Consider the following 20,833-nt stretch of genomic DNA (forward strand, 5'->3'; position numbering starts at 1 on the left):
GCTTAAGTCTACGACTTCCGTCGGAGGTGACAGATGAAATTGGGGTTTCTGACAGCGTGTCTTCCGGAAAGCGACCTTACCGACATTGCTCACTGGGCCGCTACCCAGGGCTTCGAGGCTCTGGAGGTGGCCGGCTGGCCGGAACCGGATGACCGAAATCACATCAGAGTGGATCGTTTCGACGACGCCGAATGCGAACGGGTCCGGCGGATCTTCGCGGAGACCGGACTGACGCTTTCCTCGATCGCCTACTACGAGAACAATCTCCACCCTACGACAGGGAAGGAAGTGAACACGCACGTCAGACGGTGTATCGAGGCCGCCGCCGCGCTCGGCTGCCCCACGGTCGGCACGTTCGTGGGCCGCGATCCCGGGCTGCCTGTACGGGAGAACCTGGCACGGGCGACCGACGTCTTCGGCCCGCTCGTCGAGCACGCCCGGCGGCACGGCGTCGAGATCGTCATCGAGAACTGCGTGATGAAAAGCTGGCATCCCGATGGTTATCCGGGCAATTTGGCCTACTCGCCCGAACTATGGGAATGGATGTTCTCGTTGGGCCTCAAGCTCAACTACGACCCTTCCCACCTCGTGGCGCTCGGCATCGATCCGGTAACGGCACTGACCCCGTACGTCGAGAACATCGCGCACGTCCAGGCCAAGGACACGCAGTTCCTTCCCGGCAAGATCGACCGTTTCGGCTTCTACGGCCCGGTAAGCGGGGAAAAAGGGTGGTACCGCTTCCGCGTACCGGGGCTCGGGCAGATCGACTGGACGAGCGTGATCGACGCGCTCTACGAGGGCGGATACGACGGAGTGGTCTCTGTGGAGCATGAGGATGCCGTGTGGAGCGGCAGCACGGAGAGGGTACAGACCGGTCTCGGTATCGCCTACCGCACGTTGCGGCCTCTTGTCCACGGGTAAGGGCGGCATATCCCCAACCAGAGGAGCGTGCCATGCCGACGAAGGTAACCGCCGTCCTCTCTGTCGCCCTGCTCGCCGCCGCCTCCCTGACGGCCTGCGGGGACGGCGGTGGCGAGCAGTCGTCAACGAGCAACGAGATCACCGTCTGGACCGAGGAGAACCTCGAGGACCGGATGGCCGTGCAGAACAAGATCGTCACTGAGTTCACCCAGAAGACCGGGATCAAGGTGAAGCTGGTCGGCGTCGCCGAGGACCAGTTCAGCCAGACCCTCACCGCGGCCGCCGCGGCGGACGACCTGCCCGACGTGATCGGGGCGCTGCCGCTGGCCTCCATCCGCGAGATGGAGACCAACGAGCTGCTCGACACCGAGACGCCGGGCAAGATCGTCGACCAGCTCGGCCGCGACACGTTCTCACCGCGCGCGCTGGAGCTCGACACCTCCGGCGGGAAGCTGCTCGCGGTGCCCAGCGACGGGTGGGCGCAGCTCATCCTGTACCGCAAGGACCTGTTCGAGAAGGCGGGGCTGCAGCCGCCTGACACGTACGAGGCGCTGCAGGCGGCGGCGGCCAAGCTGAACACGGGCGGGGTCGCGGGCATCACGCTGGCGATCGCGCCGAAGGACTCGTTCACCGCGCAGAGCTTCGAGCACATCGCGCAGGCGAACGGATGCCAGCTCGTCGACAACGCGGGAAACGTCGCCCTCGACTCGCCGCAGTGCGCGCGGGCCTTCGAGTTCTACGCGAACCTGGCGAAGAACTACTCGGTCAAGGGCAAGCAGGACGTCGACTCGACCAGGGCCACGTACTTCTCCGGCAAGGCGGCCATGATGATCTGGTCGTCGTTCATCCTCGACGAGATGGCCGGGCTGCGCAAGGACGCGCTGCCGAGCTGCCAGGAGTGCCGCGAGGACCCCGAGTGGCTGGCCAGGAACACCGGGGTGGTCACGGCGCTGAAGGGGCCCGACGGGAGCGCGCCCGCGCAGTACGGCGAGATCGTCTCCTGGGCGATCACCCGCGACGCCGCCACGGAGCCGGCGAGCAAGTTCGTCTCCTACATGATGAACGAGGGGTACGAGCGCTGGATCGGGATGGCGCCGGAGGGCAAGTTCCCCACCCGCAAGGGCTTCGAGGACAAGTGGAACAAGCTGCCCGCCGGCGTCGACTCCAAGAAGCCGCTGGCCGACGTCTACCCGGCCGACGTGCTGGAGGCGCTGCGCAAGAGCCCTGACACCTTCGCCCGGTGGGGCATCCCGCAGGGCCAGGGCAAGCTGGTCGGCGCCACGATGGGCGAGCTGCCCGTGCCCAAGGCGCTGAGCTCGGTCGTCGACGGCTCGCTGACCCCGCAGGCCGCCGCGGCCCAGGCCAAGGCGGACGTGGAATCGATCAAACGCGGGATCCGGCAGTGACGGCGACCGCGAGCAAGCCGCAGGCGCCGCAGCACCGCGGGCCCGCACGGCGCGGGCGGACGCTGCGCGAGCAGGAGGGCCGGGCCGGGCTGGCGCTCATCTCGCCCACGCTGATCATCACGCTGGTCGTGGTGGTGGTGCCGCTGCTGTGGGCGATCATGCTGGCGTTCCAGGACGCGAGGCTGATCAACATCCGGCGCGTGGGCGTCTTCGGGCACTACACGCTGGAGAACTTCGGCTACGTCATGTCCGAGCCGGGCTTCTGGTCGTCACTGGTCAACACGCTCGTCTACACCGTCGCGGGGACGGCGTTGTCGATCGCGATCGGGCTGGTGACGGCGCTGGCGCTGCGTGACAGGTTCAAGGGGCGGACCCTGGTGCGGGCCTCGATCCTGATCCCGTACGTGGCTCCGGTGGTGGCCGTGGCGTTCCTGTGGGAGACGATGCTCAACCCGCAGTACGGCATCGTCAACACCTGGCTGAGCGAGCCGATCGCCTTCCTCACCCAGGCCAGGGGCGAGTTCCTGGGCCTCCAGGTGCCCGTGGCGCTGCTCACGGTGATCGCGTTCGAGGCGTGGCGGTACTTCCCGTTCGCCTTCCTGTTCATCCTGGCCCGGCTGCAGGCGCTGCCCGCCGAGCTGGACGAGGCCGCGGTGGTCGACGGCGCCACGCCCACCCAGCGCTTCCGGTACGTGATCATGCCGCAGCTCTGGCGGATCATCGCGCTGCTGTCGGTGCTGCGGTTCGTGTTCACCTTCACCAAGTTCGACGACGTCTACCTGCTGACCGGCGGCGGGGCCGGCACCGAGGTCGTCAGCGTGCGCGTCTACAACTTCCTGACCTCGCGCGACGACATCGGCGCCTCCGCGGCGCAGGCCATCGTGCTGGCCGTCTTCCTGGTGGTCTTCCTGGTCGTCTACCTGCGGTTCTTCGCGGGAGGTGAGCGCGATGACCAGAGATAGGTTCGAGCGGGGCCTGCTCAGGGTGCTCAAGCCGCTGGTGATCGCGTTCCTCTTCCTGATCACCGCGTTCCCGTTCTTCTACATGGTGATGCTGTCGGTACGCGACATCCAGGAGCTCATCCTGGAGCCGGGCTCGCTCTGGCCGCGCAGCTTCACCCTGGACACGTACGTGAACGTGCTGACCCGGCAGGGCTTCCTGACCTTCCTCGGCAACAGCGCGATCATCGCCGTCTCCTCGGTGGCGGTCACGCTGCTGATCTCGATCCCCGGCGCGTACGCGGTCGCGCGGCTGCGCTTCTTCGGCCGGCGCCAGGTGCACTTCCTCTTCCTGGCGGTGTACCTGTTCCCGGCGATCGTGCTGGCCATCCCGCTGTTCGTGCTCTTCACCATGATCGGGCTGCGGGGGTCCCTGATCGGACTGATCCTCGTGTATATCGCGCAAACCGTGCCTGTCACGGTATACATGCTCCGCAACTACTTCGAGACCGTGCCGCAAAGCGTGGAGGAAGCGGCGGCGATCGACGGGTGCACGAGGCTGTCGACCATCTGGCGCGTGGTGCTGCCGCTGTCCAAGCCCGCGCTGATGGCCACCGGCCTCTACGCGTTCATGATCGCTTGGAACGAGTTCCTGTTCGCCCTGCTCTTCCTGGTGGAGAGGAGGGAGAGCTGGACGGTTTCCCTGGGGCTCTCTCAGCTCGCGGGGAGCATAGAGATCCCGACGACGGTTCTGATGGCAGGATCGGTGGTGCTCACGCTGCCCATCGTGATCGTGTTCTTCGCCAGCGAGCGGCTGCTGACGGAGGGCCTCACCGCAGGAGCGGAGAAGGGATAGACGATGCTGACGGCAGGGCAGATCCTCCAGCTCATCCGCGATGGCTCCTGCCGGACGCGCAAGGAACTGATCGAGTTCACCGGCCTGTCCCGGTCGACGATCACCGACCGGGTCGACCGGCTCATCGACGCCGGCTACATCCACGAGTCCGGCGTCGGCGCCTCCGGGGGCGGGCGACCGCCCTCGGTGCTCGACGTGGACGCCACCAGGCGCCTGATGCTGGTGGCCGACCTGGGCGCCCACCACGCCAGGGTGGCGCTCACCGACCTGGCCGCCCGGCCGATGGCCGAGGAGCACACCGAGATGCGCATCGAGCTCGGCCCCGACGCCGTGCTGTCGTGGGTGCGTGAGGCGTTCCAGCGGATGCTGGACAGGGTGGGGCGGCCGGCGGGCGAGGTGTGCGGGATCGGCCTCGACCTGCCCGGCTCGGTCGACCCCGCCACCGGGCGGGTGATCAGGTCGTTCCTGATGCCCGGGTGGGACGACCATCCGGTGCGCGAGGCGATCAGGTCCACCTTCGACGTGCCGATCCTCGTGGAGAACGACGCCAACGCGATGGCGCTGGGCCAGTGGTGGTCGTCCTGGCGCGACACCGACTCGCTGGTCCTCATCAAGGTGTCCACCGGGATCGGCACCGGCATCATCCTCGACGGGCAGATCTACCGCGGCGTCGAGGAGGCCGCCGGGAACATCGGGCACGTCCGGCTGCGCGAGACCGACGACCGGGTCTGCACCTGCGGCTCGCGCGGCTGCGTGGCCTCGCTGGCCAGCGGCCACGCCGTGGCCACCGACCTGGACGTGGCCTCCAGCCGCGACGTGGTCCGGCTGGTGCAGGCCGGCGACCCCGAGGCCATCGCCCGCGTCCAGGAGGCCGGGCGCACGCTCGGCGTGGTGCTGGCCACGGCGGTCAGCCTGCTCAACCCGGGCGTGCTGGTGCTGGCCGGGGACATGGCGGAGACCAGGGAGCACTACCTGACGGGCATCAGGGAGATCGTCTACCGGCGCAGCCTGCCGTACACGACGCGCAACCTGGAGATCGTCACGAGCTCGCTGGGCGACCGGGCGGGGATCGTCGGGATGGCGGTGATCGTCATGGAGCACGTGCTCTCCCCCGCCTCCGTGGACGCGGCCCTGGCCGAGAAGGCGAACCTGGTCAACTGAGGGCGCGGCGCAGCAGGGCGGGCGCCTCGACGAGCGAGGGGCCGTACCAGGTGAGCAGGCGTCCGCTGACCGGCACGCACCTGAGACCGGGGAAGGACTCGGGGCCGTCGGTCTCGCTGAACGCGTAGGGCTCGTCGGGCAGCACCACGAGCTCGGGCCGCCGTTCCACCAGCTCGGGCAGCGGGATCCTGGGGTAGCGCTCGGGGTGGTCGGCGTACAGGTTGTCCACGCCGAGGCGCCGGAGCACGTCGCCGGTGAACGTGTCGCGCCCCACCACCATCCACGGCCGGCGCCAGATCGGCACGATCGCCGTCCGCCTCGGCCCGTCGAAGGGCGCCCGCCACGCCTGCCGCGCCCGCGCCAGCCACCCGGGCGGCTCCGTACGGCAGGCGACCGCGAACATGCGCTCCAGCGACGCGAACGCCTCCTCCACCGTCTCGATCCTCGTCACCCACACCGCCACGCCCGTCTCGCGCAGCGCCTCGATGTCGGGTGGCCGGTTCTCCTCGGCGTTGGCCAGCACCACGTCGGGGGCGAGCCGCCTGATCGCGTTCAGGTCGGGGTTCTTGGTGCCCCTGACCCTGGCCACGTCGAGATCCGCCGGGTGCGAGCACCAGTCGGTCGCCCCGACCAGCGCGCCGGGCAGGCTCGCCGCCACCGACTCGGTCAGCGAGGGCACCAGGGAGACGATCCGCCTCACGGTCACGGGAATCTTCACGGCCGCACCGGTGTCATCATCCACATCAGCAAGCCTAGATCTGCGGATCTGATGATCGTTTGTCGGCGCGGAGCCGTAGACTCCAGGCAAAGATCGTTAACTCGTGATCGGGGGACGACGGTTGCAGCGCGAGTCGCTCGGCTTCGATCCGAAAACACCCAGCGTGGCCAGGCTCTACGACTACCTTCTCGGCGGCAAGGACCACTTCCCCGCCGATCGCGCGGCGGCGGAGCGGATCCTCGAGGTGGCTCCCGAGCTGCGGGCCGCGGCGCGGGCCAACCGCGCGTTCCTCGGCCGGGCGGTGCGCTTCCTCGCCGGGGCCGGCGTCGACCAGTTCCTCGACATCGGCACGGGCCTGCCCGCGCCCGGCAACGTGCACGAGGTGGCTCCCGCGGCGCGGGTGGTCTACGTCGATCGCGATCCCGTGGTACTCGTGCACGCCAGGGCGCTGCTGGCCGGCCAGGGCGACACGACCGTGGTCGAGGGCGACCTGCGCGAGCCCGAGGCGCTGCTGAAGGACCCCGAGGTGCTGCGGGCGCTCGACTTCGACCGGCCCGTGGGCGTGCTGCTGTCGGCGGTCATGCACCACGTCGAGGATCCGGACGAGCCCGAGGAGATCGTCGCGACGCTGCGCGACGCGCTGGCCCCGGGCAGCTACCTGGTCCTGTCCCACGGCACCAGCGACGCCAGGGCGGCGGCCGTCGAGCGGGCCACCGAGGTCTACCGCACCGCCGACACGCCGCTCACGCTGCGCGGGCGGGAGCGGATCGCGGGGCTGTTCCAGGGCTTCGAGCTGGTGGACCCGGGCCTGGTCTGGCTGCCCGAGTGGCGTCCCGAGCAGGCCGATCTGATCGACTTCGGCGACAGCCCGCAGTCGTCGCTGGCCCTGGGCGGCGTGGGCAGGAAGGGCTGAGGCCATGGAGATCGGGCTGGCGGTGCCGCAGTACGGCAGGTTCGCGCGGCTGTCCAGCGTGCTGCGGGTGGCGCGCGAGGCCGAGTCGATGGGCCTGCACAGCCTGTGGGCCGGCGACCGGCTGCTGACGCCGCTGACGCCGAAGGACCGCTACCCGGCCGGCGACGGGCGGATCCCCGAGGCGCACCGGGTGTTCCTCGACCCGTTCGCGGTGCTGTCGGTGGCCGCGTCGGCGACCTCCACCGTGCGGCTGGGCACCAGCGCGCTCAACGCCTGCTGGTACGCCCCGGCCGTCCTGGCGCGATCGCTCACCACGATCGACCACCTCAGCGGCGGGCGGCTCGACGCCGGTCTCGGGCTGGGCTGGTCCTCCGACGAGTACGCCGCCGCCGGCGTGCCGTGGCAGGGCCGGGCCCGGCGCTACGAGGCGACGCTCGACGCGCTGGAGGCGATCTGGACCACCGACCCGGTGTCCTACGAGCACGAGCTGTGGACGATCGCGCCCAGCCACATCGAGCCTAAACCGGCCCGGCGCCCGCCGCTCTACCTGGCGGGCTTCTCCGAGGCGGCGCTGCGCCGCATCGGGCGCAGGGGCGACGGCTGGCTGACGGCGGCGCTGCCGGTCCCCGTGCTCACGTCGATGTGGCAGACCGTGTGCCGCACCGCGGAGCAGGCCGGCCGCGACCCCGCCGGCCTGCGCATGATCCTGCGCTCCAACCCGCTGATCACCGAGGGCGGCACGCCGCCCAGGAGCGGCACCGTCGCCGAGATCTCCGCCTACCTGGCCACCGCGGCGCAGGCAGGCGTGCACGAGGTCATCCTGGATCTGCAGCACACCGCGACGAGCGACGAGCACCTGCTCGACCTGGCGGCGGCCGTGCGGGCCGAGCTGGCGGAGCTGGTGGGGCGCTCGGGCGAGGCGCCCCGCGCGGGGCTTACTTGAGGGCGGCCAGCGCGCCGTCGTAGTCGGGCTCCTGCGTGATCTCCGGCACGAGCTCGGAGTACACCACCTTGTTGTCGCCGTCGAGCACGACCACCGCGCGCGCGGCCAGGCCGGCCAGCGGCCCCGACTCCTGGGAGACGCCGTAGTCGTTCAGGAACTCGCGGCCCCGCATGAGCGAGAGCGTGGTCACGTTCTCCAGGCCCTCGGCGCCGCAGAACCGCTTCTGGGCGAAGGGCAGGTCCGCCGAGATGCACAGCACCGCCACGTCGGGGTGCTCGGCGGCGACCTCGTTGAAGCGGCGCACGGACGCCGCGCACACGCCGGTGTCGAGGCTCGGGAAGATGTTGAGGACCTTGGTCTGCTGCCCGAAGTCCGCCAGCGTGCGCTCGGCCAGGTCGGCGCCCACGAGGCGGAACGCGGGAGCGCTGTCGCCGGGCTTCGGGAAGGTGCCGGCCACGGTGATGGGATTGCCCTTGAAGGTGACGGACATGGAAAGCCTCCTGATAACGATGTTCTCCCAGCATCGTGATCCTATCGGCGTCCCCTGCCGGGCCCAGTCGTGGCGGGCCGCGCGCCGGCCGAGCCGGACGCGCGTCCGCAGCCGCCGCTGGAGCGTGCGGCAGCGACAGGTCCGGCTGGAGCGCCGCGCCCTTGACGCCGGGCAGGGCACGGACGACCCGGGCGTCGGTCACACGTTGCGTCTGTACTGGCCGCCCGCCTCGAACAGCGCGTCGGTGATCTGGCCCAGCGAGCAGTGGCGGGCCGCCTCCATCAGCACCGCGAACGCGTTGCCGTCGGACATGGCGGCCTCGCGGAGCCGGGCGAGCTGGGCGGGCGCCTCGGAGCGGTTGCGCTCGTGGAAGTCGCGCAGCCGCCGTAGCTGCGACTGCTTCTCCTCCTCGGTGCCCCTGGCCAGCTCCAGCTTGTGCGGCTCCGGCTCGTCGGTGTCCTTGGTGAACGTGTTCACGCCGACGATGGGCAGCGAGCCGTCGTGCTTGCGCATCTCGTACAGCATGGACTCGTCCTGGATCTTGCCGCGCTGGTAGCCGGTCTCCATGGCGCCGAGCACGCCGCCCCGGTCCGACAGCCGCTCGAACTCGCTCAGCACCGCCTCCTCCACCAGGTCCGTCAGCTCCTCGACGATGAACGCGCCCTGCAGCGGGTTCTCGTTCCTGGCCAGGCCCCACTCGCGGTTGATGATGAGCTGGATGGCCATGGCGCGGCGCACCGAGTCGGCCGACGGGGTGGTCACGGCCTCGTCGAAGGCGTTGGTGTGCAGGCTGTTGCAGTTGTCGTAGATGGCGATCAGGGCCTGGAGTGTGGTGCGGATGTCGTTGAAGTTCATCTCCTGGGCGTGCAGGGAGCGGCCCGAGGTCTGGACGTGGTACTTCAGCTTCTGCGAGCGCTCGCCGGCGCCGTAGCGCTCGCGCATCGCCACCGCCCAGATGCGGCGGGCCACCCGGCCGAGCACGCTGTATTCGGGGTCCATGCCGTTGGAGAAGAAGAACGACAGGTTCGGCGCGAAGTCGTCGATCTTCATGCCTCTGGCCAGGTACGCCTCCACGTACGTGAAGCCGTTGGCCAGCGTGAAGGCGAGCTGGCTGATCGGGTTCGCCCCGGCCTCGGCGATGTGGTAGCCGCTGATGGAGACCGAGTAGAAGTTCCTGACGCCGTTCTCGACGAACCACGCCTGGATGTCGGCCATCATCCGCAGGGAGAACTCGGTGGAGAAGATGCAGGTGTTCTGCCCCTGGTCCTCCTTGAGGATGTCGGCCTGCACGGTGCCCCTGACGGTGGCGAGCGTGCGGGCGCGCAGGTCGCGGTCCTCGGCCTCGTCGGGGTCGCGGCCGTGTTCGGCGCGGAAGCGGTCTCTGGCCTGGTCGATGGCGGCGTTGAGGTAGAAGGCCAGGATGGTCGGGGCCGGGCCGTTGATGGTCATCGACACGGACGTGTTGGGTGCCGCGAGGTCGAAGCCGTCGTAGAGCACCTTCATGTCGTCGAGGGTCGCGATGGACACCCCCGAAGTGCCGACTTTTCCGTAAATGTCGGGCCGCATGTCGGGGTCGTGGCCGTACAGCGTCACCGAGTCGAACGCCGTGGACAGCCGGGTTGCGGGCTGCCCCTCCGACAGCAGCTTGAACCGCCTGTTCGTGCGGAACGGGTCACCCTCCCCGGCGAACATCCGGGTCGGGTCCTCGTCGTCGCGCTTGAACGGGAACACCCCGGCGGTGAACGGGAACATGCCCGGCAGGTTCTCGCTCCTGAGGAAGCGCAGCAGGTCGCCGTGGTCGCTGTAGCGGGGCAGCGCCACCCGGGGGATGCGGTTGCCGGAGAGCGTCTCGCGCCAGAGCGGCGTGTGGATCTCGCGGTCGCGCACCTTCACGACCAGCTCGTCGGCGGAGTACCGCGCCTTGACGGCGGGCCAGCCGTCGAGCAGCGCGCGGCTCTCCTCCGACAGCTCCCGCTCCACCCGCTCGCTCTCCCGCGCGCCGTCCTCGTTCAGCAGGTCGCGGACGGCGGCGAGCTGCTGGCGGCGGCGCGCCACCTCGGCCTGCGCGAGCGTCTCGGCGTGGTACCCGCGCACGGTCTCGGCGATGTCGGCCAGGTAGCGGGACCTGGCGGGCGGGACGATCGCGGCCGACACCTGGGACGTGCGGCCCTCCACCGGGGCGAGCAGGCCGGGGCCGCCGTCGCCGATCGGGAGCAGCGGCTTGAGGTGGTGGTAGAGGGCGGTGACGCCGGCGTCGTTGTAGCGGGCGGCGATGGTGCCGAAGACCGGCATGTCGTCGGGTGAGGCGCCGAACGCCTCGCGGTTGCGTACGAGCTGGCGGCGCACGTCGCGCAGGGCGTCCTCGGCGCCGCGCCGCTCGTACTTGTTGATCACCACGGCCTCGGCGAAGTCGAGCATGTCGATCTTCTCAAGCTGGGAGGCCGCGCCGAACTCCGGCGTCATCACGTAGATCGGCACGTCCACGTGCGGCACGATGCCCGCGTCGCCCTGGCCGATGCCCGGCGTCTCCACGATCACCAGGTCGTAGCCGGCGGCCCGGCAGGCGGCGATCACGTCGTCGAGGCAGGCGGGCACCTCGTTGGCCGCGCCCCTGGTGGCCAGGGAGCGGAAGTAGGTCTGGGGGCTGAGGCTGTTCATCCTGATGCGGTCGCCGAGCAGCGCGCCGCCGCCCCGCCTGCGGGTGGGGTCGATGGCGATGATCGCTATCCGCAGCTTGTCGTCGTTGTCGACGCGGAACCTGCGGACCAGCTCGTCGGTGAGGGAGGACTTGCCGGAGCCGCCCGTACCGGTGATGCCGAGCACGGGGGCCTGCTTCCCCGCCGCGCGCAGGCCCTCGGCCAGGCCCTCGGGGGCGCGGCCCGACTCGATGAGGGTGATCGCGCGGGCCAGCGCCGCCTGGTCGCCGGAGACCACGGCCTCCACCGGCGGCGGGTCGCCCAGCTCGACGTCGCAGTCCTCGATCAGCTTGTTGATCATGCCGGGCAGGCCGTACCGCTGGCCGTCCTCGGGCGAGAAGATGCGGGTGACGCCGCGCGAGTGCAGCAGCTCGATCTCCTCCGGGACGATCACGCCCCCGCCGCCGCCGTACACCTTGACGTGCCCGGCGCCGCGCTCGCGCAGCAGCTCCACCAGGTAGGAGAAGAACTCCACGTGGCCGCCCTGGTAGGAGCTGATCGCCACGCCCTGGACGTCCTCCTGGATGGCCGCGGTGACGATCTCGTCCACCGATCGGTTGTGCCCGAGGTGGATGACCTCGGCCCCCTGGGACTGGAGGATGCGCCGCATGATGTTGATCGCCGCGTCGTGCCCGTCGAACAGGGCAGCGGCGGTCACGAAGCGTACGGGGTGGGCCGGGACGTGCACGCCTGATCACTCCTTCGTGGAGGCCTCTCCTTCCGAAGATACTAGGACGTCCTACTATTTCCCAAGGGCGTCCGGGGTAGAGGGCCCTTCGAGGGGGTGACGCCGATGCGCGCGCTGACGTTCGTGCCAGGTCAGAAGGGCACGCTCGACGTGGAGGAGGTGCCCGACCCGGAGCCGGGGCGGGGCGAGCTGCTCGTCCAGGGGCTGGCCCTGGGCATCTGCGGGACGGACAGGGAGCTGGAGCAGGCCGAGTACGGCTGGCCGCCGCCGGGCAGGGAACGCATGGTCATCGGGCACGAATCGCTCGGCCGGGTGCTGGAGTCGCCGGACGGCTCCGCGTTCTCGCCAGGGGACCTGGTGGTGGGCGTGGTCCGCCGGCCCGACCCGGAGCCGTGCGGGGCGTGCGGGCACGGCGAGTTCGACATGTGCCGCAACGGCCGCTACACCGAGCGCGGCATCAAGGAGATCGACGGGTACGGCAGCCAGACGTGGACCGTCGAGGCCGCCTACGCCGTGCGCCTGGACCCCTCGCTGGCGGACGTCGGGGTGCTGGTCGAGCCCGCGTCGGTGGTGGCCAAGGCGTGGGAGCAGATCGAACGGATCGGCTCGCGCACCTGGTTCGAGCCGCACACGCTGCTCGTCACGGGCGCGGGGCCGATCGGGCTGCTGGCCGCGCTGCTCGGACGGCAGCGGGGCATGGAGGTGCACGTGCTCGACCGGGCCCCGCGCGGGCACAAGTCGGACCTGGTCGAGGCGCTCGGCGGGACCTACCACTCGGCCTCGTCCCTGGAGCCGTTCGCCCGGGCCAAGCCGGACGTCATCATCGAGTGCACCGGGGCGGGGCAGCTCGTCATCGACTCCATGATCACCACTGCCGCGGCGGGGATCGTGTGCCTGTGCGGGCTCGCTCCCGGAGGGCGTGCGCACCGGGTGGACGCCGGGGTGATCAACCGGGACATCGTCCTGGAGAACGACGTCATCTTCGGCACCGTCAACGCCAACCTCCGCCACTACCGCGACGCGGCCGCGGCGCTGGCGGCGGCGGACCGGGGGTGGCTGGAGCGGTTGATCACGCGCCGGATCCCGCTGTCCCGCGCCCTGGAGGCCTTCCAGCCCGACGAGAACGACGTCAAGGCCGTCATCGACCTGACCGCCTAGCGGCGCTCAGGTCGGGTCGTAGGGCTTGCGCCGCTTCGGAGTGGGGTGCGGCTTCGGGGTGGGGCGACCGGCGCCCGCCGGGACCCGCGCCTTCGCGGTGCGGCCGGTCTGCGCGCCGGACGCGGCGGATGTGGCCGGGCGGGGCTTGGCCTGCGCCTTCGCCGGATCCGCGAGCGGCGCGTCGCCATGCTCCTGCGCCCGCTGGGAGTCCGCGGCGTTGCCACCATACGGCTTCCCGGAGACCGCGGCCTTGCCGCGGGCCTTCACCAGCAGGGGCGCCTCATCGCCGGCCTCCTTCTCGCCCGCGAACGGGTTCCTGGGCGACGGGACCCCCGGCCTCGCGGGAGGGCCGGCCGGGTTGCCGCGCCAGGGCAGCCACGGCAGGCGGCGGTGGGTGCCGCGGCGGCGGCCGGTGACGCGGAGCGAGAGGACGATGGTCATGAGGACCATCGCGGCCAATAACGCGGGCGGCGTGCCCAGCACGTCCAGCGGCGACCCGTGCCCGGTCTCGGAACGGGGCGGCGACACGAAGGGCCGCTCGGTCGACCGGATCTCGTCCAGCCGCTCCAGGTTGTCCTTGACCATGCGCGGGATGCCGTACCCGACGACCTTGTCCGTCTCCCTGGTCTTGCGCTTGAGCCAGACGCGGTCGACGTTCGCCTCGATGGTGTGGATCTTCTTGCCCTCGACGCGTTCCACGACCCCGACGTGATCGATGCCCTTGTAGCTCTTGCCGCCGCGCCAGTCGAAGAAGACCAGCGCTCCGGGCTCGGGCTTCCTGCTCCAGGCGTTCTGCTGGATGAACCAGGCCGCGTGGGAAGGCGTCCAGGCGAACTCGCCGACGTAGTCGGTGAGGCCGGACCTGTCCGCGGCCCAGGCGAGGAACATGTCGCACCATGGCGCGTCGCGGTACTGGGTGTCTTGGACGCGATCCGCGTACCACTGACCGAACTTGGTGAACTGGCCGCTCTTCTCCTTGTAGCCGAGTTCCTGCCGCACCGTTTTCAGCAGCTCATCCGCGATCGGGTCCAGGGTGACTCCTCCCAGAAAACCGACAAATCACGATGGACTGTAGTAGCGCCATCGCGGAATTGCGCGTATCAACCGGAAAGTGTCTGGTTGTGAGCCGAAATTATGGCTTTGTGGCTTCTGTGACCGATGGGACTGGCTACTACTCTCGTTAGGAGCCCGCGCCCACCCGGTAGATGCCCTCGTCGCCCATGCCCGGCGCGACCACGTCGGCCACGATCACGGTCACGTTGTCCGGCGAGCCTCCCTCGTTCGCCAGATCGATGAGCCGCTGGACGCACGCCGCAGGGTCTGCCACCGTGGTCAGCACTTCGTGCAGCATCTCGGGCCCGAGCACGGTCGTGAGCCCGTCGGAGCAGAGGAGGTAGCGATCATCAGGCTCGGCTTCGCGCAGCGCCATGTCAGGCTCGGCCCTGCCCTCGCTGCCCAGCACCCGCAGCACCATCGAACGGCGGGGGTGCACCGCGGCTTGATCCTCCGTTATCCGGCCTTCGTCCACCATCGACTGCACAAGTGTGTGATCCTTGGTCATCTGGTAGAGCGCACCATCGCGAAGCAAGTATCCGCGGGAGTCACCGAGATGAGCCAGGGCGAAGTGGTAGCCATCCCACAGCATGGCGGTCACCGTGGTCCCCATGCCCCTGCGGGCGGGGTCGATGTCGGCCAGCTCGACCAGCCTGCGAGCCGCCTCGTGCACGGCGCCCTCCAGGGCCGCCTCAAGGTCCGAGCCCGTCTCGGGAAGCGTGGCATCCAGCTCGCGCATGACGGCGATCGCCGCCGAGCTCGCCAGCTCGCCGGCCGCGTGTCCACCCATCCCGTCAGCCACCACGAGCAACCGGCCGCTCGCGTAGCCAGAATCCTCGTTCTGCTCCCTGCGACGGCCCACGTCTGATCCGGCGGCATAGCGGATGTTGTGCTTCATACCCTGCAGTAAATCATTGGTTGAAAGACTTCACAAGCAGATGCGCTGAAGACTCTTGTGAACTACTGTGGGCTGCATGAGCCACGACCCGACCGTGAACGCCGGGGACATCGCCCGGCTCGCGGGTGTCGGGCGTGCCGCGGTGAGCAACTGGCGCCGTCGCCACGACGACTTCCCCCAGCCCATCGGCGGCACCGCCAACCAGCCGCTGTTCTCGCTGCGGCAGGTCGAGTCCTGGCTGCGGCGCTATGGGAAGTCCTACCAGGTATCGCTGGGAGATCGGGTCTGGCAACGCCTGAAAGCCGCAGGTGATTTGCGGCTGGGCGAGCTGGTGGCCCAGGCCGGAGTCCTGCTGACCGGGGCCGGCCAGGCCGGAGCCCTGGTGGCCGGGGCGAGCCGGGAGGAGAGCGCCGGCGGCGGGCTCGATCCCGAGCTGGCCGAGCTCGTCCGCGAGCTGGGCGAGCAGCACGGCGTGTCGGCCGCGTACGAGTTCCTCTGCGAGCGTTACCTCGAAGCCCACTCCCGGCAGCTCTCGGTCACCCGGGAGGACGTCGCCGCGCTGATGGTGCGGCTCGTGAGCGCCGGCGGCGCGACCGTGCTCGACCCGGCCTGCGGCGTCGGCACCCTGCTGCTCGCCCCCGGCTCCGCGGCGCGGACACCGGCCGGGGAGAGCGGCGTCACCTCGGCGCGGACCACGAACGGAGAGGGCGACGCCGATCCGGCGCGGACCACGAGCGGGGAGAGCGGCGCCAACCCACCGCGTGCCTCGAGCGGAGAGGACGGCGCCAACCCACCGCGTGCCTCGAACGGAGAGGACGGCGCCAGCCCGCCGCGCGGCCTCGCCCCGGCGCGGGTGCTCGGGCAGGAGCTGAGCGAGACCTCCGCCGCGATCACCGCCGCCAGGCTGCTGCTGCGCGGCGTCGAGGCCAGGATCGTGGCCGGCGACACCATGCGGCACGACGGCTTCGCGGGCGAGCGGGCCGACGCCGTGGTGTGCGACCCGCCGTTCAACGAGCGGGCCTGGGGCTACGAGGAGCTGACCGGCGACCCGCGCTGGGAGTACGGGCTGCCGCCGCGCGGCGAGCCCGAGCTGGCCTGGGTGCAGCACTGCCTCACCCACGTCAAGCCGCGCGGCCTGGTCGCCATCCTCATGCCGCCGGCCGCCGCCAGCCGCAAGGCGGGCCGCCGCATCCGCGCCAACCTGCTGCGCGCGGGAGCGCTGCGGGCGGTCGTCGCGCTGCCCGGCTCCGACCTGTGGCTGCTGCGCCGCCCGGCGGCCGGTGAGCGACCGCCGTCCGAGGTGCTCATCCTGGACGCCACGGCCGACCTGTCGGTGGTCGAGCCGGCCTGGCAGGCGTACCTGGAGGACCGTTCCGACCAGACCGTACGCATCATCGACCTGCTGGCCGACGAGGTCGACATGACCCCGGCCCGGCACCAGCGGCGCGACGACGTGGGCCGGGCGTTCGCCGAGGCCCGCGACCGTTTCCTCGCGGCGGCGGCCGTGCCGCCGGACCTGAAGGTGCTGGAGCAGCCGCTCGACCAGCCCGCGACCACGCTGGGCGACCTGATCAAGGAGGGGCTGGTGACCACGTCCCAGGCCCCGCCCAAGATGTCCGCCGACGGCGGCGACGTGCCGGTCCTGACCTCCGACGACGTGCTCAGCGGCGGCGCCCCGTCCGGCCTGACCACCGTTCAGCAGGGGCTCGTGCCGATCCACCCCGGCGACGTGGTGGCCTCCTACTCGGCCGTACGGGTGGTGGAGGACGGCGGCGGCGCCGTGCTGGGGCCGCACCTGACGCTGTACCGCGTGGATGCGCGCAGGCTCGACCCCGACTTCCTGGCCGGCTTCCTGCGGGCCGCGGGCGGGCGGGTGACGACCGGCTCCAGCAGGTTCGACGTGCGGCGCACCCGCCTGCCGCGGCTGTCGCTGAAGGAGCAGAAGGCGTACGGCGAGGCGTTCAGGCAACTCGCCGTGCTGGAGGACGCCATCCGTGAGACCTCGACGCTGGGGCAGACGCTGATCCGGCTGGGCCTCGACGGCCTCGCCGACGGCCACCTGCACCCGCAGTCCTGACGGTGTAGTTTTTCCCCGAAAGGCTGCGGGAGGGGCGTTGATGGTCATCGGTGACCGCTATGAGCTCGACGACCTCCCTCTTGGGCAAGGCGGCATGGGCGCCGTCTACGCGGGTCACGACCGCCACCTCGACCGGCGGGTCGCGGTGAAGCTGCTGCGGCTGCCCAGCGGGCCCGATCAGGAGCTGGAGCGCAGGTTCATCCGCGAGGCGCGCATCCTGGCCCGGCTGGAGCATCCGGGGGCTCCCGTCCTGTACGACTTCGGCACCCACGAGCAGCGGCTCTACCAGGTGATGCAGTTCATCGAGGGCGTCACGGTGGCCGACGTGGTGCACGAGCACGGGCCGCTGCCGGTGCCGTGGGCCGCGGCGATCGCGGCGCAGGCGTGCGCGGTGCTGTCGGCGGCGCACGCCCTGGCCATCTGCCATCGCGACCTCAAGCCGACCAACCTCATGCTCTGCCCGGACGGCAGCGTGAAGGTGCTGGACTTCGGGCTGGCCATGCTGCGGGAGTCGGACGTCACCACGTTCACCAGGATCGGGCAGATCCTGGGCACTCCGGCGTACATGGCTCCCGAGCAGATCCAGCACGGCGTCGCCGAGCCGCGCAGCGATCTGTACGCGCTCGGGTGCGTTCTGCACGAGATGCTGAGCGGGCGGCAGCTCTTCACCGGCCCGACCGACTACGTGGTCTTCGAGAAGCAGGTCAAGGAGCGTCCGCCGCGGATCCCGGGGCTGCCGGAGCCGCTGAGCGCGCTGCTGGCGCAACTGCTGGAGAAGCAGCCGGACGACCGGCCCGCCGACGCCGACGAGCTGTACGGGCGGCTCGACCCGTTCGCCGTGGACCTGCCGATGTTGCCCGGCTTCCTGGCCGAGGCGCCGAGCCCGGGCCGCATGTACGCGCGGATGGCCGGACGCGTCCTGACCACCTGACTTCGCCGACGGAAGCCACCGCTAAGGTAAGCCTTGCCTAATAAGGAGAAGGTGCATGCGGTGGACGGGACTCGGGCTGTCCCTGGCGGTGCTGGTGGCCATGGCGGCGTTGAGCCTGGCGGTCGGCGCGCAGGCGATACCCATCGGCGAGGTGTGGCAGCAGTTCTGGCACCCCGACGGCGGGGAGACGGCCGCCGTGATCCACGACCTCCGGCTGCCCCGCACGCTGCTCGGCCTCTGCGTCGGCCTGGCGCTGGGCCTGGCGGGCGCGCTCATGCAGGGGCTGACCCGCAACCCGCTGGCCGACCCCGGGCTGCTCGGCGTGAACTCGGGCGCCTCGCTGGCCGTCGTCTGCTCGATCCTGTTCTTCGGGGCGCACGACATGACCACGTGGGTGTGGTTCTCGATGGCGGGCGCGCTGGTGGCGGCCGTGGCCGTGTACGCGCTCGGCGCCCACCACCCCACCCGCCTCGTGCTGGCGGGATCCGCGATCAGCGCCTCGCTGGTGGCCGCGATCAACGGGGTGCTGGCGCTGGACTCCGGCGTGTTCGACCAGTGGCGGTTCTGGGACGTCGGGGCGCTGGCCGGGCGCTCGCTGGACGTGGTGGCGCAGGTGGCGCCGTTCGTGCTGGTGGGTTCGCTGCTGGCGCTGGGCCTCGGGCGCGGGCTGAACGTGATCGCGCTGGGCGAGCAGACCGGGCAGGCGCTGGGCGTGCGGCTGGGGCGTACCCGGCTGCTGGCCGGGGTGGCGATCACGCTGCTGTGCGGGGCGGCGACGGCGGCTGCCGGGCCGATCGGGTTCATCGGGCTGATGGCGCCGCACGCCGTACGCGCCTTCACCGGGCCCGACCACCGCTGGGTGCTGGCGTACTCGGCGGTGCTCGCCCCCGCGCTGCTGCTGGCCGCCGACGTGCTGGGGCGGGTGGTCGTCCGGCCGGGAGAGCTGGAGAGCGGCATCGTGACCGCGTTCGTGGGCGGGCCGATCTTCATCTACCTGCTGCGGCGGCGGAAGGCGGTGGCGGCGTGAGGACGCTGCGGATCTCGGGGCTGGCGCTGCGCGTCCACGTGCGGGCCTGCGTGGTGATGGGGTGCCTGCTCGCGGCGAGCGCCGCGCTGGCCCTGGTCGCGCTGAGCACCGGCTCGGCCCTGTCCACGGGCGACGCGCTGCGGACGCTCTTCGGGTACGGCGACGCCGCCACCGAGCTGGTCGTCTACACGTTGCGGGCGCCCCGGGTGCTGCTGGCCCTGTTCGTGGGCGCGGCGCTGGGCGTCGGCGGGGCGGTGGTGCAGAGCCTGTCGCGCAACCCGCTGGGCAGCCCGGACGTCATCGGCGTGAACGCCGGGGCCGCCGCCGGAGCCGTGCTGATGATCCTCGTCCTGGGCTCCGAGAGCGGGGTCTCGCTGGGGGCCCTGGTGTGCGGGCTGGCGGCGGGGCTGCTGGTGTACGCGCTGTCGTTCAGGCGGGGCGTCAAGGGGACGCGGCTGGTGCTGGTCGGCGTGGGGGTGACGGCGATGCTGCACTCGCTGATCGCGTACCTGCTGACCCGGGCCGACCTGTACGAGTCGCAGGGCGCCAAGGTGTGGCTGATCGGCAGCCTGGCGGGGGCGAGCTGGGAACGGGTCTGGCCCGTGGCGCTGGCCGTCGTGGCGGGGCTGCCGGTCGCGCTGGGGTTGAGCCGGTCGGCGGCGCTGATGGAGATGGGGGACGCCGCGGCGGGAGCCCTGGGGTTGCGGGTGGAGAGGCTGCGGCTGGTGCTGCTGCTGATCGCGGTCGGGCTGTCGGGTGTGGCCGTGTCGAGCGCGGGGCCGGTCGGGTTCGTCGCGCTGGCGGCGCCACAGCTCGCCAGGCGGGTCACGCGGGCGCCCGGCCCGGGGATCGCGTCGTCGGCCGCCATGGGGGCGCTGTTGCTGGGGGCCGCCGACCTGGTGGCGCAGCGGCTGCCCACGCCCGGCCAGCTTCCCGTGGGGGTGCTGACCGGGGGGCTCGGCGGGTTGTACCTGGCCTGGCTGCTGTATCGGGAGTGGCGCCGTTAGCGGGGCAGGGCGGCGAAGGCGGTGATGAGGGCGTCGGCGAGCTCGTTGCGCCAGCAGTAGCGGTCGTGGCCGCCCGCGTACTCGCGGAACGTGCTCGTCTCCCCCAGCCGCTCGCGCAGCCGTGCCGTCGGCCCCGTCAGGGCCCATTCGTCGGTGCCGACCTGGAGGTGGACCGTGGGCGGCGCCGTCCTGGCCAGCTCGCCCGTGAGCCATTCCGGCTCCGGGCCGTTGGGCCACCAGAACGAGCCCGACTGCGACACCGCCGCCACGAACCGGTCGGGCCGGCGGTGGGCGGCGTAGACGGCCGCCAGCCCGCCGAAGCTCTGCCCGGCGATCACCGTCGCCCCTTCGTACGGCAGCGCGTCCACGAACTCCGGATCGCAGGTGAGCAGCCGCGCCCGGTCGGGCCCCGACTCCACCAGCCAGGCCGTGACCGGGGGCAGCGCCCCCGCCTCGATGAGGTTGTCGAGCATGACCGGCAGGTCGTCCACCCAGTGCTCGCCGTCCAGGATCACCAGGGTGGCGCGCGGCGGGCGTGCCGGGTCGTACCGCCAGCCGTTCGGATGGCGGGTGAGCTCGTGCCCCGGCTCGGCGCGCGGGGCGAGCCAGGGCGACGGCGGGGCGGTCTCGGCGACCGAGAAGCCGCGCCAGACCCGCGGGTTGAGCGGGTCGGTGACGACGGCGCCGTCCACGGACAGCCGGTACGAGGCGCGCCAGCCGGCCGGCACCACGTACGTGCGGTGCCAGCGGTCGCCGGTGCGCTCCATCAGCGCGGCATCGGTGTCATGGGTCAGCTTGTTGGCCAGCACCCGCACCTCCGAGGCCGCGCCGCGCCACTGGAACGTCACGGCGCGGTGGCCGGCGTCCACCTCGGTCACCAGCGGCGAGGCGTCCACGCCGGGCGCGGGAGTGCGCATGGTCTGCGGAGGTGCGGGCCTGGGGACCCGCGGCG

At 71.2% G+C, this 20,833-nt stretch carries 18 protein-coding genes; 12 read left to right on the plus strand and 6 right to left on the minus strand.

Annotation, left to right across the window (positions count from 1 at the left end):
• Positions 1 to 33: 33 nt before the first annotated feature.
• The 5 genes from ACBJ32_RS20115 to ACBJ32_RS20135 are packed head-to-tail and all read left to right on the plus strand — an operon-like array spanning position 34 to position 5,282.
• Positions 34 to 921, plus strand: coding sequence for a sugar phosphate isomerase/epimerase family protein (locus tag ACBJ32_RS20115; protein ID WP_375127997.1), 888 nt, complete (start codon positions 34 to 36; stop codon positions 919 to 921).
• 32 nt (positions 922 to 953) lie between these two features.
• Positions 954 to 2,327: an extracellular solute-binding protein gene (locus tag ACBJ32_RS20120; protein ID WP_357875903.1), complete on the plus strand. Its 1,374-nt coding sequence runs from the start codon at positions 954 to 956 to the stop codon at positions 2,325 to 2,327.
• A complete protein-coding gene (locus tag ACBJ32_RS20125) occupies positions 2,324 to 3,289 on the plus strand; it encodes a carbohydrate ABC transporter permease (protein WP_375127998.1) in 966 nt (321 codons plus the stop codon). The genes ACBJ32_RS20120 and ACBJ32_RS20125 overlap by 4 nt, the downstream gene beginning before the upstream one ends.
• Positions 3,276 to 4,121: a carbohydrate ABC transporter permease gene (locus ACBJ32_RS20130; RefSeq protein WP_357875907.1), complete on the plus strand. Its 846-nt coding sequence runs from the start codon at positions 3,276 to 3,278 to the stop codon at positions 4,119 to 4,121. Before ACBJ32_RS20125 ends, ACBJ32_RS20130 begins: the two co-directional genes overlap by 14 nt.
• A gap of 3 nt (positions 4,122 to 4,124) precedes the next feature.
• Complete coding sequence (locus tag ACBJ32_RS20135; protein ID WP_357875909.1) at positions 4,125 to 5,282, plus strand: ROK family transcriptional regulator; 1,158 nt, start codon at positions 4,125 to 4,127, stop codon at positions 5,280 to 5,282.
• Here ACBJ32_RS20135 and ACBJ32_RS20140 read toward each other — a convergent pair.
• Positions 5,275 to 6,024, minus strand: a complete 750-nt coding sequence (locus ACBJ32_RS20140; RefSeq protein WP_375127999.1) for a helical backbone metal receptor — start codon at positions 6,022 to 6,024, stop codon at positions 5,275 to 5,277. The two genes, ACBJ32_RS20135 and ACBJ32_RS20140, sit on opposite strands and share 8 nt — an antisense overlap.
• Positions 6,025 to 6,103: 79 nt before the next feature.
• Here ACBJ32_RS20140 and ACBJ32_RS20145 point away from each other — a divergent pair, with 79 nt between their 5' ends.
• Both ACBJ32_RS20145 and ACBJ32_RS20150 read left to right on the plus strand, forming a co-directional pair.
• A complete protein-coding gene (locus ACBJ32_RS20145; RefSeq protein ID WP_375128000.1) occupies positions 6,104 to 6,913 on the plus strand; it encodes an SAM-dependent methyltransferase in 810 nt (269 codons plus the stop codon).
• A 4-nt stretch (positions 6,914 to 6,917) separates the two neighbouring features.
• Complete coding sequence (locus ACBJ32_RS20150; protein ID WP_375128001.1) at positions 6,918 to 7,856, plus strand: TIGR03619 family F420-dependent LLM class oxidoreductase; 939 nt, start codon at positions 6,918 to 6,920, stop codon at positions 7,854 to 7,856.
• On the opposite strand, the gene tpx is transcribed toward ACBJ32_RS20150, so the two are convergent.
• Complete coding sequence (tpx, locus tag ACBJ32_RS20155; protein ID WP_375128002.1) at positions 7,849 to 8,346, minus strand: thiol peroxidase; 498 nt, start codon at positions 8,344 to 8,346, stop codon at positions 7,849 to 7,851. The two genes, ACBJ32_RS20150 and tpx, sit on opposite strands and share 8 nt — an antisense overlap.
• 198 nt (positions 8,347 to 8,544) lie before the next feature.
• On the minus strand, positions 8,545 to 11,730 hold the full coding sequence (gene icmF, locus ACBJ32_RS20160; RefSeq protein ID WP_375128003.1) for a fused isobutyryl-CoA mutase/GTPase IcmF: 3,186 nt from the start codon (positions 11,728 to 11,730) through the stop codon (positions 8,545 to 8,547).
• 105 nt (positions 11,731 to 11,835) lie between these two features.
• On the opposite strand from icmF, the gene ACBJ32_RS20165 reads away from it, so the two are divergent.
• Complete coding sequence (locus ACBJ32_RS20165) at positions 11,836 to 12,888, plus strand: glucose 1-dehydrogenase (protein ID WP_375128004.1); 1,053 nt, start codon at positions 11,836 to 11,838, stop codon at positions 12,886 to 12,888.
• A gap of 6 nt (positions 12,889 to 12,894) precedes the next feature.
• Here ACBJ32_RS20165 and ACBJ32_RS20170 read toward each other — a convergent pair whose 3' ends face one another.
• Together ACBJ32_RS20170 and ACBJ32_RS20175 are read right to left on the minus strand one after the other, a co-directional pair.
• Complete coding sequence (locus ACBJ32_RS20170) at positions 12,895 to 13,887, minus strand: CHAP domain-containing protein (RefSeq protein WP_375128005.1); 993 nt, start codon at positions 13,885 to 13,887, stop codon at positions 12,895 to 12,897.
• Between the two features lie 181 nt (positions 13,888 to 14,068).
• Positions 14,069 to 14,839, minus strand: coding sequence for a protein phosphatase 2C domain-containing protein (locus tag ACBJ32_RS20175; protein ID WP_357875925.1), 771 nt, complete (start codon positions 14,837 to 14,839; stop codon positions 14,069 to 14,071).
• A 76-nt stretch (positions 14,840 to 14,915) separates the two neighbouring features.
• Between ACBJ32_RS20175 and ACBJ32_RS20180 the strand changes: the two genes are divergently transcribed.
• Genes ACBJ32_RS20180 through ACBJ32_RS20195 form a run of 4 tightly spaced genes read left to right on the plus strand, consistent with a single transcriptional unit; the run spans position 14,916 to position 19,881 of the window.
• Entirely contained in the window at positions 14,916 to 16,916 is a 2,001-nt protein-coding gene (locus tag ACBJ32_RS20180) for an N-6 DNA methylase (RefSeq protein WP_375128006.1), read from the plus strand.
• Positions 16,917 to 16,956: 40 nt separating this feature from the next.
• Positions 16,957 to 17,847, plus strand: coding sequence for a serine/threonine-protein kinase (locus tag ACBJ32_RS20185; RefSeq protein ID WP_357875928.1), 891 nt, complete (start codon positions 16,957 to 16,959; stop codon positions 17,845 to 17,847).
• A 55-nt stretch (positions 17,848 to 17,902) separates the two neighbouring features.
• Positions 17,903 to 18,874 carry a FecCD family ABC transporter permease gene (locus ACBJ32_RS20190; RefSeq protein WP_375128007.1) on the plus strand — a complete coding sequence of 324 codons (972 nt, stop codon included), beginning with the start codon at positions 17,903 to 17,905 and terminating at the stop codon, positions 18,872 to 18,874.
• A complete protein-coding gene (locus ACBJ32_RS20195; protein WP_375128008.1) occupies positions 18,871 to 19,881 on the plus strand; it encodes a FecCD family ABC transporter permease in 1,011 nt (336 codons plus the stop codon). The genes ACBJ32_RS20190 and ACBJ32_RS20195 overlap by 4 nt, the downstream gene beginning before the upstream one ends.
• Here ACBJ32_RS20195 and ACBJ32_RS20200 read toward each other — a convergent pair.
• A complete protein-coding gene (locus tag ACBJ32_RS20200; RefSeq protein WP_375128009.1) occupies positions 19,878 to 20,798 on the minus strand; it encodes an alpha/beta hydrolase-fold protein in 921 nt (306 codons plus the stop codon). The two genes, ACBJ32_RS20195 and ACBJ32_RS20200, sit on opposite strands and share 4 nt — an antisense overlap.
• Between the last annotated feature and the right edge of the window lie 35 nt (positions 20,799 to 20,833).

The organism is Nonomuraea sp. GTA35, from assembly GCF_041950525.1.
GTDB lineage: Bacteria > Actinomycetota > Actinomycetes > Streptosporangiales > Streptosporangiaceae > Nonomuraea.

Excerpts from the sequence above, each read along its gene's own strand:
- ACBJ32_RS20115 (WP_375127997.1), top strand. The coding sequence starts at position 34 with ATGAAATTGGGGTTTCTGACAGCGTGTCTTCCGGAAAGCGACCTTACC.
- ACBJ32_RS20120 (WP_357875903.1), top strand. The coding sequence starts at position 954 with ATGCCGACGAAGGTAACCGCCGTCCTCTCTGTCGCCCTGCTCGCCGCC.
- ACBJ32_RS20130 (WP_357875907.1), top strand. The coding sequence starts at position 3,276 with ATGACCAGAGATAGGTTCGAGCGGGGCCTGCTCAGGGTGCTCAAGCCG.
- ACBJ32_RS20135 (WP_357875909.1), top strand. The coding sequence starts at position 4,125 with ATGCTGACGGCAGGGCAGATCCTCCAGCTCATCCGCGATGGCTCCTGC.
- ACBJ32_RS20150 (WP_375128001.1), top strand. The coding sequence starts at position 6,918 with ATGGAGATCGGGCTGGCGGTGCCGCAGTACGGCAGGTTCGCGCGGCTG.
- tpx (WP_375128002.1), bottom strand. The coding sequence starts at position 8,346 with ATGTCCGTCACCTTCAAGGGCAATCCCATCACCGTGGCCGGCACCTTC.
- ACBJ32_RS20165 (WP_375128004.1), top strand. The coding sequence starts at position 11,836 with ATGCGCGCGCTGACGTTCGTGCCAGGTCAGAAGGGCACGCTCGACGTG.
- ACBJ32_RS20175 (WP_357875925.1), bottom strand. The coding sequence starts at position 14,839 with ATGAAGCACAACATCCGCTATGCCGCCGGATCAGACGTGGGCCGTCGC.
- ACBJ32_RS20180 (WP_375128006.1), top strand. The coding sequence starts at position 14,916 with ATGAGCCACGACCCGACCGTGAACGCCGGGGACATCGCCCGGCTCGCG.
- ACBJ32_RS20185 (WP_357875928.1), top strand. The coding sequence starts at position 16,957 with ATGGTCATCGGTGACCGCTATGAGCTCGACGACCTCCCTCTTGGGCAA.
- ACBJ32_RS20190 (WP_375128007.1), top strand. The coding sequence starts at position 17,903 with ATGCGGTGGACGGGACTCGGGCTGTCCCTGGCGGTGCTGGTGGCCATG.
- ACBJ32_RS20200 (WP_375128009.1), bottom strand. The coding sequence starts at position 20,798 with ATGCGCACTCCCGCGCCCGGCGTGGACGCCTCGCCGCTGGTGACCGAG.